This window comes from Lysobacter auxotrophicus, from assembly GCF_027924565.1.
GTDB classification, from domain to species: Bacteria; Pseudomonadota; Gammaproteobacteria; order Xanthomonadales; family Xanthomonadaceae; genus Lysobacter_J; species Lysobacter_J auxotrophicus.
This window is the reverse complement of the sequence record NZ_AP027041.1, coordinates 381,686-396,615: the sequence shown is the minus strand read 5'-3', so window position 1 is coordinate 396,615 and position 14,930 is coordinate 381,686. Positions and strand designations below refer to the sequence as shown.

At 67.7% G+C, this 14,930-nt stretch carries 13 protein-coding genes; 9 read left to right on the top strand and 4 right to left on the bottom strand.

Translation table 11 applies throughout. The features are described from left to right. Positions 1-17: 17 nt before the first annotated feature. From LA521A_RS01700 to LA521A_RS01660, 9 genes are all read left to right on the top strand, one after another. Positions 18-1,172 (top strand): LysM peptidoglycan-binding domain-containing protein, encoded by a 1,155-nt coding sequence (locus LA521A_RS01700; RefSeq protein ID WP_281782160.1) that lies wholly within the window; start codon positions 18-20, stop codon positions 1,170-1,172. Between the two features lie 81 nt (positions 1,173-1,253). Then, a complete protein-coding gene (gene dprA, locus LA521A_RS01695; RefSeq protein WP_281780665.1) occupies positions 1,254-2,420 on the top strand; it encodes a DNA-processing protein DprA in 1,167 nt (388 codons plus the stop codon). A gap of 84 nt (positions 2,421-2,504) precedes the next feature. Continuing rightward, a complete protein-coding gene (locus tag LA521A_RS01690) occupies positions 2,505-2,993 on the top strand; it encodes a DUF494 family protein (protein ID WP_281780664.1) in 489 nt (162 codons plus the stop codon). Positions 2,994-3,103: 110 nt separating this feature from the next. Continuing rightward, on the top strand, positions 3,104-4,027 hold the full coding sequence (locus LA521A_RS01685; protein WP_281780663.1) for an RDD family protein: 924 nt from the start codon (positions 3,104-3,106) through the stop codon (positions 4,025-4,027). 199 nt (positions 4,028-4,226) lie between these two features. Then, on the top strand, positions 4,227-6,728 hold the full coding sequence (locus LA521A_RS01680) for a DNA topoisomerase I (RefSeq protein ID WP_281780662.1): 2,502 nt from the start codon (positions 4,227-4,229) through the stop codon (positions 6,726-6,728). Positions 6,729-6,743: 15 nt separating this feature from the next. Further along, positions 6,744-7,307: an L-threonylcarbamoyladenylate synthase type 1 TsaC gene (gene tsaC / locus LA521A_RS01675; RefSeq protein WP_281780661.1), complete on the top strand. Its 564-nt coding sequence runs from the start codon at positions 6,744-6,746 to the stop codon at positions 7,305-7,307. An 84-nt stretch (positions 7,308-7,391) separates the two neighbouring features. Then, on the top strand, positions 7,392-8,132 hold the full coding sequence (locus LA521A_RS01670; protein WP_281780660.1) for a DUF4124 domain-containing protein: 741 nt from the start codon (positions 7,392-7,394) through the stop codon (positions 8,130-8,132). Continuing rightward, positions 8,132-8,746: a DUF4124 domain-containing protein gene (locus tag LA521A_RS01665; RefSeq protein ID WP_281780659.1), complete on the top strand. Its 615-nt coding sequence runs from the start codon at positions 8,132-8,134 to the stop codon at positions 8,744-8,746. The genes LA521A_RS01670 and LA521A_RS01665 overlap by 1 nt, the downstream gene beginning before the upstream one ends. Before the next feature lie 137 nt (positions 8,747-8,883). Next, positions 8,884-10,761 (top strand): CocE/NonD family hydrolase, encoded by a 1,878-nt coding sequence (locus LA521A_RS01660; RefSeq protein ID WP_281782159.1) that lies wholly within the window; start codon positions 8,884-8,886, stop codon positions 10,759-10,761. A gap of 52 nt (positions 10,762-10,813) precedes the next feature. Here LA521A_RS01660 and LA521A_RS01655 read toward each other — a convergent pair whose 3' ends face one another. From LA521A_RS01655 to LA521A_RS01640, 4 genes are all read right to left on the bottom strand, one after another. Then, positions 10,814-12,547: a Tle1 family T6SS lipase effector gene (locus LA521A_RS01655; RefSeq protein WP_281780658.1), complete on the bottom strand. Its 1,734-nt coding sequence runs from the start codon at positions 12,545-12,547 to the stop codon at positions 10,814-10,816. Between the two features lie 5 nt (positions 12,548-12,552). Next, positions 12,553-13,176, bottom strand: coding sequence for a DUF3304 domain-containing protein (locus LA521A_RS01650; RefSeq protein ID WP_281780657.1), 624 nt, complete (start codon positions 13,174-13,176; stop codon positions 12,553-12,555). A gap of 188 nt (positions 13,177-13,364) precedes the next feature. Then, a complete protein-coding gene (locus LA521A_RS01645; protein WP_281780656.1) occupies positions 13,365-14,009 on the bottom strand; it encodes a DUF3304 domain-containing protein in 645 nt (214 codons plus the stop codon). A 107-nt stretch (positions 14,010-14,116) separates the two neighbouring features. Then, on the bottom strand, positions 14,117-14,920 hold the full coding sequence (locus LA521A_RS01640) for a DUF4123 domain-containing protein (RefSeq protein ID WP_281780655.1): 804 nt from the start codon (positions 14,918-14,920) through the stop codon (positions 14,117-14,119). Positions 14,921-14,930: the final 10 nt, after the last annotated feature.

The following is a 14,930-nucleotide window of genomic DNA, read 5'->3' as shown; positions in this document are numbered from 1 at the left end:
ATTGCCAGATGGCCTTGATGCTTAAACCGTTGCGCACGGTGATGACCGCTGCGCTGCTCACGATCGCCACCTACGGTGTCGCCGCGGAACTCGCCGGCGGACATCCGGACACCTACGTGGTGAAGAAGGGCGACACTCTCTGGGACATCGCCGGACGCTTCCTCAAGAAGCCGTGGCTGTGGCCGGAAATCTGGCAGGCCAACCCGCAGGTCAAGAATCCGCACCTCATTTTCCCGGGCGACGTGCTGTCGCTGGCCTACCTGGACCGCGTGGCGGTCAAGCAGCAGGAAGGCCCGCGCCAGGAGGCGCCGATCAACGCCATCCCGCTGTCGGAGGTCGAATCCTTCCTCAAGGACCTGCGCGTGGTGGATGAGTTCGAAAGCCTGCCGTACGTGGTCGGCCTGGAAGAAGACCGCCTGCGCAGCGCCGGCGACCAGCTCGTCTACGCCAAGGGCCTGGACGGCGCGACGCCGGGCCAGCGCTACCTGGTCGTGCGCCCGAGCCAGCGCTTCCAGACGCTCGATCCGGACCGCTGCTGCGAGCCCTCGGGCCGCCGCGCGCAGACGCTCGATTTCCGTGGCCAGCGCAACTGGGGCACGGAGAGCCTGTGGGCCTACCAGCTGCCGCCGGGCGGTGGCGAGTTCCTCGGTTACGAGCTGGCCAAGGTCAGCACGGCCACCGTCACCCGCGGCATCGTGGGCGACGCCGAGGCCGTCACGCTGCTGGTCGACAACAACGGCAAGGAAGTGCGCGCCGGCGATCGCCTGATCCCGGTGGAGGCGCAGTCCTACGACCTGCAGTTCTTCCCGCACGCCCCGGCGCAGGAGCCGGCCGTCGAGAAGGCGCGCGTCATCGCCATCACGGACATGGTCAGCAGCGGCGGCACGCGCGACGTGGTCGCCCTGTCGGTCGGCGCCGCGGACGGCGTGGACAACGGCACCGTGTTCTCGGTGTGGCGCCAGGGCAGCATCGAAGTGGACCGCGTCCGCGCGGGCATCGACCGCAGCCCGGACGCGCACAGCCGCGGCGAGAAGGTGAAGATGCCGGACGAGTTCGCCAGCCATGTCATGGTCTTCCGCACGTTCGACAAGGTCAGCTACGCGCTGGTGATGGACGGCATCCGTCCGACTCACCTGGGCTATCGCCTGAAGCATCCCGACGCGACGAACTGACGCCGCATCGGGAAGTTTCCTGATCGAACCACGCGACGGCGCCCTAGGGCGCCGTCGTCGTTTGCGGGCGATGCTGGCGCGATGACCGGCCCGCTCGACGACGATTCCACCGACCCCGAATCCCTCGCACTGCTGAGGCTGATCGCCGCCGGCGGCAGCAGCGCGGTGCGTTGTGCGCTGATCGAACGCTTCGGCGGGGCAGCGCGCGTCCTCGCCGCAGGCGTCGCGGGTTGGCGCGATGCCGGGCTGCCGGAGGACGCCGTTGCCGCACTCTCGGCCGCGCTCTCGGCCGCAGTCGCGCCGCCGACCGCGATCGCATGGCTGCGCGAACCGGCGCACCACCTCATCGGCTGGCATCAGGACGATTACCCGCCGCTCCTGCGCAAGTCGCCCAACCCACCGCTGGCGCTGTTCGTCGCCGGCGACCCTTCGCTGCTCTGGCAACCGTCCATCGCGGTGGTCGGCAGCCGCGGGCCGACGCCCGGCGGACGGGAAAACGCGCGCGACTTCGCCCGGGCGTTCGTCGCGTCCGGCCTCGTCGTCGGCAGCGGGATGGCCGCCGGCATCGACACCGCCGCCCACGAGGCGACGCTCGACGCGGGCGGGCGGACCATCGCCGTGTTGGGCACGGGGCCCGACGTGCCCTACCCGCGCGGGAACACCAGGCTCCACGCCCGCATCGTCGGAGCCGGCGCGATCGTCAGCGAATACCTGCCCGGCACCGGACCGGTGGCGTTCCATTTCCCCAGCCGAAACCGGATCCTCGCCGGGCTTTCGGTGGCGACGGTGGTCATCGAGGCAGCCGAGCGTTCGGGCGCCCTGATCACCGCGCGGCTCGCATCCGAGGCCGGTCGCGAGGTGTTCGCCGTCCCCGGCTCGATCCACAACCCGCTCGCCCGGGGCTGCCATCGCCTGATCCGCGACGGGGCCGGGCTGGTCGCCTCGGCGCAGGAGGTGATCGATGCCGTCTCCCCGCAGATCGCCGCGCTCGCACAGGACTTGCAGCAGCAGCTCGGCGCCCCCATCCAGCCCGCTGCGGCGGTCGGGACGGACGCCCGGAGCGGTTCAGGGGTCGATGACCCCGACTACCAGAAGTTGTGGCGCGCGCTGGGCCACTACCCAACCGCTATGGATCAACTGGTGCAGCGGACCGGATTGACGGCCGCGGCAGTGTCCTCCATGCTGCTGCTCATGGAGCTTGATGGCCGTGTTTTTTCGCAGCATGGCCGGTATTTCCGCAGTCGTTGAAGGCTCCCGTTCAGGGAACCCACGCGCCGGCGGGCCTTCCGCAAGTTCTGCCCACCGCGCCGCGTGCGGCGCAGGCCGAGGGAAATGAAAGAGAGCATCCTGGACGTCCTGCTGTACCTGTTCGAGCATTACTTCACCGACGACGCTGACCTCGTCCGCGACCGCGATTCACTCCGCAGCGGCCCCCTCTTCGACGAACTCGGGAAAGCCGGCTTCAGCCCGGCCGAGATCAACAAGGCCTTCGAATGGCTCGACGCGCTGGCCCAGCAACGGCCCAGTGCGAGCACCCCGCGCGCGAACGGTCCAGTGCGCGTGTTCTTCGGGCCGGAGCTCGACAAGCTCGACGTCGAATGCCGCGGGTTCCTGCTGTTCCTGGAGCAGCACGGCGTGCTCGATGCCGACCAGCGCGAGCTGGTGCTCGACCGCGCGATGGCCCTGGACCAGGACGAGATCGACCTGGACGACCTCAAATGGGTCGTGCTGATGGTGCTGTTCAACCAGCCGGGGTCGGAAGCGGCCTACGCCTGGATGGAAACGCAGATGTTCGAGGACGAGCCCGAGCCGGTGCACTGAGCGCCGCCGGACGTCCGTAACGCGCCTGGGGAGGCGCACGCGTCGGGCCCCACTGCGGGCCTGCCGCAAAAATCAGCTCGCGACGATGCCGATCGCGAATGGGGATTCGCATGACGGACTGGTATTACCACCTGCCGGGGCAGGGTCGCGTCGGGCCGCTAGGCGCCGATGACGTGCGCGAGGCTTACCGCGCAGGACGCGTCCAGCGCGACACGCTGGCCTGGCACGTCGGCGCGCGCGACTGGCTGCCGCTGGACCGGTTCTTCGAATCACTCGGCCTCGACGCCGCCGTGGCTCCGCCGCCGGCCGCCTACGCCGCCCCTGCCGTCGCCGCCGATGGGTTGGACGACCGCGCCTCACCGTACGCGCCGCCGCGCGCCGCGCTGAGCGAAGCGGGCGATTACCACGTCGCCGCTGGCGAAATCGTCTACGCCGGCTTCTGGAAGCGCCTGGCGGCGCTGATGATCGACGCGCTGGTCGTGACCGTGGCCTATTACGTGATCCTGGTCGTGGCGATGATCGCCTTCGGCATCGGCATGGCCGGCACGTTCTCGTCGGAAACCTCGTCGCCTGCCGGCATCGCGGCGTTGCTGGCGGTGATCTACCTCACCTACCCCGTCGTCAGCGGCCTGTATTACGTGACCCTGGAGTCCTCCTCGACGCAGGCCACGCTGGGCAAGATGGCCGTGGGCATCAAGGTCACCGACGACACCGGGCGGCGCCTGGGCCGCGGCCGCGCGCTCGGTCGCTGGGCATCGCACCTGCTGTGCTACCTGACGCTCTACATCGGCTACTTCATGGCCGGCTTCACCGACCGCAAGCGCGGCCTGCACGACATGGTGGCCAGCACGCTCGTGGTCGACCGCTGGGCCTACACCGCCCAACCGGATCGCCAGCGGCGCGGCCTGGGTACGGTGGCGCTGGTGCTGCTGGTCCTGGGCGGTCTCGCGGCCGTGGCCTACGTCGGCGTGATGTTCGCCATCGCCGTCCCCGCGTATCAGGAGTACGTGCGCCGCGCGGCCGGCGGAGGCTGACGCGAACGCTGAACGGGCACACCGCAGCGCGGCCACGGTCGCGACTTCACGCCGTCGCGCTTGACAGCCCCGGCAGCCGCATGGCCTCAATAGAAAAGAGAGAAGCCCCCGAACGCCCGCGCCGGATGCCGCGGGCGTAGTCTTCTCCCGCCCCATTCGCCCCCCATCGCAGCACCGGGACAGGTCCTGCGGAGCCCCCATGGCCAAGAATCTCCTCATCGTCGAGTCGCCCGCCAAGGCCAAGACGATCAACAAATACCTCGGCAAGGACTTCACCGTCCTGGCCTCCTACGGCCACGTCCGCGACCTGGTGCCCAAGGAAGGCGCCGTCGATCCGGAGCGCGGCTTCGCCATGCGCTACGACCTGATCGACAAGAACGAGAAGCACGTCGACGCCATCGCGAAGGCCGCCAAGTCCGCCGACACCCTGTACCTGGCGACCGACCCGGACCGCGAAGGCGAGGCGATCAGCTGGCACATCGCGGAAATCCTCAAGGAGCGCGGCCTGCTCGAAGGCAAGCCGCTGCACCGCGTGGTGTTCACCGAGATCACGCCGCGCGCGATCAAGGAAGCGATGACGCAGCCGCGTTCGATCGCCTCCGACCTGGTGGACGCGCAGCAGGCGCGCCGCGCGCTGGACTACCTGGTCGGCTTCAACCTGAGCCCGGTGCTGTGGCGAAAGGTGCAGCGCGGCCTGTCCGCCGGCCGCGTGCAGTCGCCGGCGCTGCGGATGATCGTCGAGCGCGAGGAGGAGATCGAAGCCTTCGTCGCGCGCGAGTACTGGACGATCGAGGCCGAATGCGCGCATCCGTCGCAGGCCTTCACCGCCAAGCTGATCAAGCTCGATGGCAAGAAGTTCGAGCAGTTCACGGTGACCGACGGCGACACCGCCGAGGACGCCCGCAAGCGCATCACCGCCGCCGCCAACGGCGCGCTGCACGTCACCGACGTCGCCTCGAAGGAGCGCAAGCGCCGCCCGGCCGCGCCGTTCACCACCTCCACGCTGCAGCAGGAAGCCTCGCGCAAGCTCGGCTTCACCACGCGCAAGACCATGCAGGTCGCGCAGAAACTGTACGAAGGCGTGGCGATCGGCGAGGAAGGCACGGTCGGCCTAATCACCTACATGCGTACCGACTCGGTGACGCTGTCGCAGGACGCCATCGTCGAGATCCGCGACGTGATCGCGCGCGACTACGGCACGCGCGCGCTGCCGGACAAGCCGAACACCTACCAGAACAAGTCGAAGAACGCGCAGGAAGCGCACGAAGCCGTGCGCCCGACCTCCGCGCTGCGCACGCCGTCATCGGTCGCGCGCTTCCTCAGCGACGACGAACGCAAGCTCTACGAACTGGTCTGGAAGCGCGCCATCGCCTCGCAGATGGTGCCCGCCACGCTCAACACCGTGTCGGTCGACCTCGCTGCCGGCGCCGAGCACGCGTTCCGCGCGTCAGGCACGACGGTGGTCGACCCGGGCTTTCTTGCCGCGTACGAGGAAGGCCGCGACACCAAGGCCGCCGAGGACGAGGACGAAGGCCGCAAGCTGCCGGCGATGAAGACCGGCGACCGCGTGCCGCTGGACCGCATCCACGCCGACCAGCATTTCACCCAGCCGCCGCCGCGCTACACGGAAGCTGCGCTGGTGAAGGCGCTGGAGGAATACGGCATCGGCCGTCCGTCCACGTACGCCTCGATCATCCAGACGCTGCTGTTCCGCAAGTACGTGGAGATGGAAGGCCGCAGCTTCCGCCCGTCCGACGTGGGCCGCGCAGTGTCGAAGTTCCTGTCGTCGCACTTCACGCGCTACGTGGACTACGACTTCACCGCCAAGCTCGAGGACGAACTCGACGCCGTCTCGCGCGGCGAGGAGGAATGGGTCCCGCTGATGGAGAAGTTCTGGGGCCCGTTCAAGGAGCTGGTCGAGGACAAGACCGAATCGGTCGATCGCAGCGAAGCCACCGGCGCGCGCGAACTCGGCACCGACCCGAAGTCCGGCAAGCCGGTGAGCGTGCGCCTGGGCCGTTTCGGGCCGTATGCGCAGATCGGCGACAAGGACACCGACGAGAAGCTCGAATTCGCGTCGCTGCGCCCGGGCCAGTCGATGCACACCATCACGCTGGAAGACGCGCTGGAGCTGTTCAAGCTGCCGCGCAAGCTCGGCGAGAACGACGGCCACGAAGTCAGCGTCGGCATCGGCCGCTTCGGCCCGTTCGCCAAGCGCGGCAGCACGTATGCCTCGCTGACGAAGGAAGACGATCCGTACACGATCGACCTGGCGCGCGCGGTGTTCCTGATCGAGCAGAAGGAAGAGATCGCGCGCAACCGCATCATCCGCCAGTGGGATGGCAGCGACGTGCAGGTGCTCAACGGCCGCTTCGGTCCGTACATCAGCGACGGCAAGCTCAACGGCAAGATCCCGAAGGATCGCGAGCCGGCATCGCTGTCGCTGGAGGAAGCCACGCAGTTCCTCGCCGACACCGGCAAGCCGGTGCGTCGCGGCTTCGGCAAGAAGGCGACGAAGAAGGAACCGGCGGTCAAGGTGAAGAAGGACGCCGCCGCCAAGAAGGCGCCGGCCGCGAAAAAGGCACCCGCGAAGAAGGCCGCGGCAAAGAAGACTGCCGCCAAGAAGGCAGCGAAGACGACCGCTGCGAAGGCGCCCGCGAAAAAGGCGGCGAAGAAGGTCGTGAAGAAGGCGAAGGCGTAAGCGCCTTCGTCCGCCATGACGACGCCGCTTACCCCGAACGAAGCCGCCGACGCGCTCCGCCGCGGCGGCGTCGTCGCCTACCCCACCGAAGCCGTGTGGGGGCTGGGTTGCGATCCGTTCGATGAATCGGCCGTCATGCGGCTGCTCGCGATCAAGCAGCGGCCCGTCGACAAGGGCGTGATCCTGATCGCCGCGTCGCGTTCGCAATTCGATGGCCTGCTCGACTGGCCGGCGCTGACCGACGTGCAGCGCGATGCGGTGCTCGCGAGCTGGCCCGGGCCGAACACCTGGATCGTCCCCACCACCGCACGCGTGCCGCGCTGGATCACCGGCACGCACGACGGCGTCGCGGTGCGCGTGAGCGCGCATCCGGACGTGGTCGCGCTGTGCTCCGCGTTCGGTGGGCCCCTGGTATCCACCAGCGCGAACCTCGCCGGCGAGCCGCCGGCGTTCACGCGCGAGGCGCTGGATCCCCGCGTGATCGGGCTGCTCGATGGCGTCACCGTCGGCGAGACGGGCGGCCTTGCCTCGCCCACGGCTATCCGCGACGCCCGCACCGGCGCCCAGATCCGCGCCTGACCGCTCGGCGACACGCCAGCGCCGGGCAACCGGCCGCGCCGCGTCGCGCTTCCTTCGTCACCCCGGCCGACGCAAGATGCGCCCATGCGCCCGGCCCTCCGTCCCGCCCTCGCCCTCCCGCTGCTGCTCGCTGCGACAGGCGCGTGCGCGGCGGAGATCACCATCTACCGCTGCACCGACGCGAAGGGCCAGCTGGCGTTGCGCGACACGCCCTGCAAGAAGGGCGAGACGCAGCAGACGCTGGAGATGCAGCGCCCGAAAGACGCGCCGCCCGCCGTGCGTCGCGCGGCGTCCGCACCGAAGGCGGCGCCCGCCATGCCCGCGCAACCGGCCACGCACTACGTCGCCAGCGCGCCCGCACGGCCGATGTACGAATGCGTCACGCCCGACGGCAACCGTTACCTGAGCGACACCAGCGCGGGCAATCCGCGCTGGGTGCCGTTGTGGACGCTCGGGTACCCGGGCTACGGAAGCCTGCTTCCGCCGCGACGGGAGTTCTACCCGGGCAGCGTGCAGGCCAACGTGCAGGGCTCGTTCAACGGCGGCGACGGCCGTTACTCGGTCACCATCGGCGATCGCCCGCCACCGCGCCCGCCGCACGACGTTCCGCCGCCGGGATACGCCGTGGGTTCCTACGGCGCCGGCACCTGGGTCTACGACGAATGCCATGCGCTGCCGCAGGCCGAGGTCTGCGCACGCCTGCGCGACGAACGCTGGGAACTCGGCCGCCGCTACAACAGCGCGCTGCAAAGCGAGCGCGACGGCATCGACCGCCAGCAGCGCGGCATCGACGCGCGCCTGGCCAGCGATTGCGGAGGCGGTTGATGCGTCGCTACGTGGTCGTCGCGGTCGCGCTGTCGTTTTCGCTGGCGATGGCCGCGCAGGCGCAGGTCGTCATCTACCGCTGCACCGATGCGTCCGGCGCCGTGTCGCTGCAGAACGACACGCCCTGCCCCAAGGGCAGCAAGCAGCAGAAGAAGGTGATGGAGACGCCCGCGCCGGCCCCGATACCAGCCGCGCCGCCGCAGCCGGCGCCCGTCGTCGCGGCACCTGCGCCTCCTCCCGCTCCCGCTCCCGCGCCCGCACCGACGCCGCCGCCGGAGCCGGTCGCCGCACCGAAGACGCCGCCCTCGCCGCTGTTCGAGTGCCAGACCTGGGACAACGAGCGCTACTTCGGCGACACCGCGACGCCGCCGCCGCGTTGCGCCCCGCTGCAGGTCACCGGACTCGACGGCACCGGCGCGATGGCCGGCGGCGCGGCCTGCCAGATGATGGAAGACCGGTGCCAGCCCGTCGCCGAGGCCGCGCTCTGCGATGCGTGGACGCAGCGCGTGCGGGAACTGGATGCCCGCGCGACGTTCGGCGGCGGACAGGCCGGCACGCCCGAAGACGCCGAACGTATCCGGCGCGTGCTCGCCGACAGCACCTGCACGCGCTGACGTATTCAGGCTGGCCGCCAGCGCCCCCCGCACGCGTTTGAACTCAGGGCGAAGCGGCGCCCGCCGCACGACCGGACGGCCACCCCGCGGCCGCCACGAGCGCAAGGGAACGACTTTTGGAGATGGACTTGTCCGCAGTGCGCCCCGCGCTCGGCTGGTGGATGGTGCTGGCCCTCGTGCTGGCCGCGCTGCTGCTCGCCGCGGCGGCGCTGTTCGTGCTGCGCGAACGCATCCCGGCGCACTGGCAGCAGCCGGTGCGCGCGCTGGTGTTCGGCGTGCGCATCGACGACGACGTCCGCATCGTCATGCCCGACGGCACGAAGCTCGCCGGCACGCTGTATCGCCCGCGCAACATCGACGGACCGCTGCCCACCGTCTACGTCCGCCTGCCCTACGATCGCCGGCGCTACGGCGAAGCCATCGGCGAAGGCCTGTTCTTCGCGCGCAACGGCTACGCCGTGCTCGTGCAGGACGTGCGCGGCAAGTTCGAATCCGAAGGCGGCGACTTCCTGCCGTGGCGCCACGCCACCGGCGACGGCGTGGCGACGCTCGACTGGATCGTCCGCCAGCCGTGGTCGAACGGGAAAGTCGGCACCATCGGTTGCTCCGCACTGGGCGAGCTGCAATACGCCTTGGCGCGTGCGAACCATCCCGCGCACGCGGCGATGATCCCGATCGCCGCCGGCGGCGCGGCCGGCGACGTGGGCGGCCACGCGGGGTATTTCGGTGCGTTCGAGGGCGGCGTGTTCCAGCTGGCCGGCGCGGCGGGCTGGTTCGCAAAGCACGGCGTGAAGTCCGATCACCGCCCGTGGCCGGAAAACCTCGACATGGCATCGGCCCTGCCGACGCTGCCCGCGATCGACGTCGTGAAGCGCGTGCGTCCCGGCGCGAACGGCTTCGAGGATTTCCTGCGCACGCCGCTCGGCGACGCGCGCTGGCGTGCGCTGGACTACGTGTTCTCCGACGACCGTCCGACGACGCCCGCGCTGGTGATCGACACCTGGGGCGATCCGAGCCTGTCGGGCACGCTGGCGCTGACCGAATCGGTGCGTCGCCAATCGCCCGACGCCGCACACGCGCAACACGTGATCATCGCGCCGGGCAACCATTGCGAACAGGAACTCGTCGTCGGCATGGGCCGCTTCGGCGAACTCCCGGTGCGCAACGCCGAGCAGCCGTACCGGCAGTGGTATCTCGCGTGGTTCGACCATTGGCTGCGCGGGCGCGGCGACGGACTCAAGGCGCTGCCGCCATACCGCTATTTCGTGCTCAACGAACAGCGCTGGCTCGACGCGACGCAATGGCCGCCGGCCGAGTCGCGGCCGCAATCGTGGTACCTGTCGAGCAACGGCCACGCCAACGGTCGCGACGGCGACGGCGTGCTGGCACTGGAAGCCGCACGCGAAATCCGTTCGGACGACTTCATCCACGACCCGATGCACCCCGTGCCGTCGCGCGGTGGGCCGCTGTGCTGCACGGGCGATCCGAACCAGACATCCGGCCCCGCCGACCAGCGCGACGTCGAAACGCGACAGGACGTGCTCGTCTACACCTCGGCGCCGCTGCAACAGCCACTGCGCATCGTCGGGAAACTGAGCGCGCAACTGGTCGTGTCCTCGACCGCGCCGGACACGGACTTCGTCGCGCGCCTCGTGCATGTATGGCCCGACGGCCGCGCGACCAACATCCAGGAAGGCGCCTTGCGTGCGCGTTATCGCGATGGCATCGAACGCCCCAGCCTGATGACGCCCGGCGACCGCTACGTACTCGACGTGCCGATGCGCTCCATCGCCTACCTGGTTCCCCGCGGCCACCGCATCCGCCTGGACATCAGCAGCTCCAGCTTCCCGCGCCTGGAACGCAACCTGGGCACCGGTGGCCGCAACTACGACGAAACCGCACCATCGAAGGCACTCAACCGCATCTTCCACGGCGGCGACGCGGTGAGCTTCGTGGAGATCCCGGTGCTGGATCTGCCGGTGCCTGAGGACAAGCCGTTTGCGGGGCCGCGGTAGCAACGATGCAAGACGCGCTCGCGATCCGCAGGCACCGCACGCCCACCGCTGGTCAAGCCAGGCGCACGCCGTCCCGATCGGAGTCATCGCGCATCGTCAACGCCTTGCTGGTCCCATGATATTGGCGGCGATACCTCAGATAACCCGCGGGCTCATGCTTTCCGGCTATCAACGTGAATCCACCGTAGGAGTCGTGCACGTAATCGGCGAAAAGCGCGGCGATCGCCGGCGCCACCGGGGGCGCGCTGTGAACGTACTCGAAGATTTCCGACGCTTCTTCCTCCAACTGCCCGTGTCGGCGAAGCTGGTTGATCGTACCGGCGACGACCCCGTAGTTTCCGACATCCCGCGCCGCGGCCGCCTTCGGCGTCTCGAATAGCGCCAGGTCCTGCAGGAAGCCCTCGTTTGCGTCGCGAAGAGCGGTGAGCTCGTCTTCCACCTTGGTCCGTCTTGCCCAAGGCAACTGCACATACCGATCCCTCAACTGGTAGCGCCACGACACATAGGGCAGCAGCCACTCGCGCAGACGACGGGGCTGTGCGCCCGATTCGGCCATGAACTCGGCGTGGGCCTGTTGAAGCGCAGGGTCGATGGCGAAGGGGTCATGATCGCCGCTGGCCGAGTTTTCCCGCGCGAGCTCCTTGTCCAACGGGACCAACGCCTGCCGCGCCGCTTCGTACATCATGTTCAACGCGATCTGGGACAGTTTCTGACTGTTGAGCTGTTGCGGTCCACGCCCTTGTTCGTCTGGTGTGTAACCGCCACCCACGTCCGAATGCATGCCGGGGAACGTCCACTGGTGGCAATGACCGGGCATGGTGCCGTCGGGGTTGCGCACCGTGTCGAGCGGGAACGACGCGCGCTGTTCATGCATTGCGACATAGTGCACGCAGCGCTTCACGTGCGCGCCGATCTTCAGATTCTCCGGCGTGGCCCAATCGAAATGACCGTTCGCGCCGGGAACCGAATTCGGAAGGCCGACTGACGCCACGGTGTCGAAGATCCCGAGAAAACGCACTTCCGCCGGAACGCCGCACAGCGTGTCCCCCTCCATGATCTCGGCCAGCCATGTGCAGAACACCCGCGCCTGCGCCGCTCCGCGTGAGAAGCCGAACACGTCCAGCACGATGCGTTTGATTCGCGGCTTGCCGACGGCGACAAGTTGCGCGAGGCTTGCGCACTGTTCCCGGAAGAAGGCCCGACGTTGTGCGTCGCGAGGATCGCGTAGGAGCCCGCCGTTCTTCTCCATGCCTACGCGCTGCAAGGCTGGCGCGTCGCCTTTCGGCCATGGCAGCGGATTGCCGTGGGAGTCGTATCTCCGCTTGCCGTTTCGGCATAGGGCTTTGACAGTTTCTTCTTCAAACTGCCGCTTTGTATCACTGCTTAGTAGGCGGCGAATGGAATTAAGCACCTGGAGCAGCGCGAAGTTGATCCGACCATCCCCACCTGCTCCGCTACCACCGCCAAGCGCACCGGGATCGTAGTCGCCGATCTTCTCGAACGGCGTACCAACACCGGGCACATAGATCCTGAAAAGCCCCCTATTTGCATCGTCTGGATATGCCCTGAAGAGCCGATAGACATTGCTGTCCTTTTGGCGCTGTATCTGATTCAGCGTCTGCCCTTCCTCCACCCACTCCCAGTTGTTTCCCGTGCCATCCATGAACACGCCGATGTTCAGTTCCATCTCGCATTCTTCAGTGCGGCACATGTACTGCGGAATGACCGGACGGACACGCGCCCGTTCCTGCTGATACGGCTTGAACTCTTCTTCGCTGGGACTCATGGCGGTTATCTGCGCTCCTTCGCGCTCATCTTGTGCTTACAGGTCGTTTCGAATGGGTACTGTGCCCAAGGGTGTTTGTCTGGAATCGGATCCTTGACGGGGTATCTTGAGTTCGGCCTGTTCGCACTCTCGGGATAGAACGAGGACGACACCACTCTTACGTTGCCGTCAGCCAGAAAATGGACGTACATGTGGCGAGCCAGCTGGTAGCGCTCGACCGGAACGATCCGGACATGGTCGTCGCCGGTACAGTCGCGCCAGTTGGTCACGTTCCATCGCACCTCAACCGTCAGATCAGGTCGCCAGCGGTTCGGCAACCTCGCACAGCACACGATGCTGCCGCCCTTTCCAGCCTGAGCGCCCGATGCGCCATCCACCGAGAATTCCTGCACGCTCAGGTGATCAGCGAGATGGTCAATACCGGTGAGCGACACCCCCGTGATTTCGTCCGGGTCCACATCGTTCCATTTCGCGTCCACCTCGTCCCAACACGTCTCCTGTGCGTTAACGTCAGTGATCGCCCTGCACGCTGCGCCTGCCCTCAGGAAATCCGGGTCCGATGCAAGATCCACCCGGTTGTCCGATTGCGCCCTGCAGGCACCCAGTACCAGCAGAGCAGCGGCCGCCATGGCTAGGACTCGGATGGACAGAATTTCCGAGCATCCGCGCCACCGCCGGCGAGTGTCACGACCGGCGATCCACCTCGACCTCATGCCAACGCCACACCGCGTCGCGCAGGTGCGTTCCCGACGACGCCTCGTTTCTCCACCAACCGGCTGAGCCGCTGACTGAACCTGTTCGCGTGAATTCATGACGGTCACCTGCGCTCCTTCGCGCGCATCTTGTGCTTACAGGTCGTTTCGAATGGGTACTGCGCCCAAGGGTGTTTGTCCGGAATTGGATCCTTGATCGGATATTTGGAACTCGGCAGATTGGCGCCGCCCGGATGCCAAAACGAGGAGACCACTTTCACGTTGCCGCCCGCGAGGAAATGCACGTACATGTGGTCCGCCAGTTCATAAGGCTCGACGGGGACGCGTCTCACATGCTCCTCCCCCGTGCAATCACGCCAGTTGGTCACGTTCCATCGCACTTCCACCGTCAGGCCCGGGCGCCAGCGATTTGGCAGCTTCGCGCAGCAGGTGATCCTTCCGCCTTTCCCAGCCTGAGCGCCCGATGCGCCATCCACCGAGAACTCCTGCACGCTCAGGTGGTCGGCGAGATGGTCGATACCCGTGAGCGACACTCCCGTAATCTCGTTCGGGTCCGTGTCAGTCCAGTCCACCGGCGCTTCTGCCCAGCACGCCTCCCTTTCGTTGGCGTTCTTGATTTTTTCGCACACCGCAGCCGCTTTTAGAAATGCCTCATGCGATGCGAGATCCGCTGATGTGTACGTGTCCGCCTTACATGCGCCCAACACCAGCAAAGCGACCCCGATCGCTACCGCCCGGATTGACAGCATCCGCGTGCGACCGCGCCACCGTCGACGCGCGTCATGACCGGCGATACACATCGAACCGTTGCTAGCGCCAGGCTGCGCCGCGACCCTCCGTCCCGTACCGGTACTTCTCATGCAGACCCCAACGCGCCGAATGAGCGCAGGTAGTCGACCTGCCCCTTTCGCTCCGCATCTCGCAATGCGACGTGGAACACGGTGTCGCGGGAAAAACGTCCGCGGCTCTGCCACATCACCAGATTGGCGGTGACGCGGACGACCGGATCTTCGATGCCGTAGCGAGAAAGCAGGCGGAAGGTTTCCCGCGTCCACGTGCGCTGCATGTGTTCATCCTCCAGGCAGGGCGGCTGCGCTGACCGCGCCAGCAGGGCAGTCGCCTGGCGGAGCTCCTCGACCCTCGTGCATTCCAGCAGTGCATGCCACTGGGATGGAGATAACCGCAACGGAAGGGAGGCGGGTTGCGTGCCCACGGGAAGCATCGGCGAGGTCCTACGTGTCGCATTCCCACCAAGCGCGGCACATTCCCACGAGTGGACCGGGCCCATCATCGCAGCCCGCTGCTCATCGGCAAGCACCTGCCACATTGCCTGGAATGCACGGCCGTCGGCGTAACGGAAATAGAACTCGCGCTCTCCACTCGCGCGCAGCAACCGAAGCGCGCGCAGATGAATCGCTATTTCGTCAAGGTTCGCAGTGGAGACCAGCTGACTACACGCAGCGCGGCTTTGTCCGCCGCTGGCAAGCAGAGCTTGCGCCAGATCGACAACGGAAGCCGCGGTGAAGAGAAGCGGCCCGACCTCCAGCGCGGTCGCCCCAAGATCGTCGTACAGCGCGACACCTTCGGGCTGGGCCAACAAAGCAGCGAGTTCGTCCGTACCGCGAAGAAGTGCCAGGTCGAACAGCAGGTAGGTTTGCATGGGAGGCCTG

Bases quoted from the DNA above. Each gene is read 5' to 3' on its own strand.
- LA521A_RS01680 (WP_281780662.1), top strand. From the start codon at position 4,227: ATGGCCAAGAATCTCCTCATCGTCGAGTCGCCCGCCAAGGCCAAGACG.
- LA521A_RS01645 (WP_281780656.1), bottom strand. From the start codon at position 14,009: ATGCTGTCAATCCGGGCGGTAGCGATCGGGGTCGCTTTGCTGGTGTTG.
- LA521A_RS01685 (WP_281780663.1), top strand. From the start codon at position 3,104: ATGACGGACTGGTATTACCACCTGCCGGGGCAGGGTCGCGTCGGGCCG.
- LA521A_RS01655 (WP_281780658.1), bottom strand. From the start codon at position 12,547: ATGAGTCCCAGCGAAGAAGAGTTCAAGCCGTATCAGCAGGAACGGGCG.
- LA521A_RS01700 (WP_281782160.1), top strand. From the start codon at position 18: ATGCTTAAACCGTTGCGCACGGTGATGACCGCTGCGCTGCTCACGATC.
- LA521A_RS01670 (WP_281780660.1), top strand. From the start codon at position 7,392: ATGCGCCCGGCCCTCCGTCCCGCCCTCGCCCTCCCGCTGCTGCTCGCT.
- dprA (WP_281780665.1), top strand. From the start codon at position 1,254: ATGACCGGCCCGCTCGACGACGATTCCACCGACCCCGAATCCCTCGCA.
- LA521A_RS01690 (WP_281780664.1), top strand. From the start codon at position 2,505: ATGAAAGAGAGCATCCTGGACGTCCTGCTGTACCTGTTCGAGCATTAC.
- LA521A_RS01640 (WP_281780655.1), bottom strand. From the start codon at position 14,920: ATGCAAACCTACCTGCTGTTCGACCTGGCACTTCTTCGCGGTACGGAC.
- tsaC (WP_281780661.1), top strand. From the start codon at position 6,744: ATGACGACGCCGCTTACCCCGAACGAAGCCGCCGACGCGCTCCGCCGC.
- LA521A_RS01665 (WP_281780659.1), top strand. From the start codon at position 8,132: ATGCGTCGCTACGTGGTCGTCGCGGTCGCGCTGTCGTTTTCGCTGGCG.
- LA521A_RS01650 (WP_281780657.1), bottom strand. From the start codon at position 13,176: ATGGCGGCCGCTGCTCTGCTGGTACTGGGTGCCTGCAGGGCGCAATCG.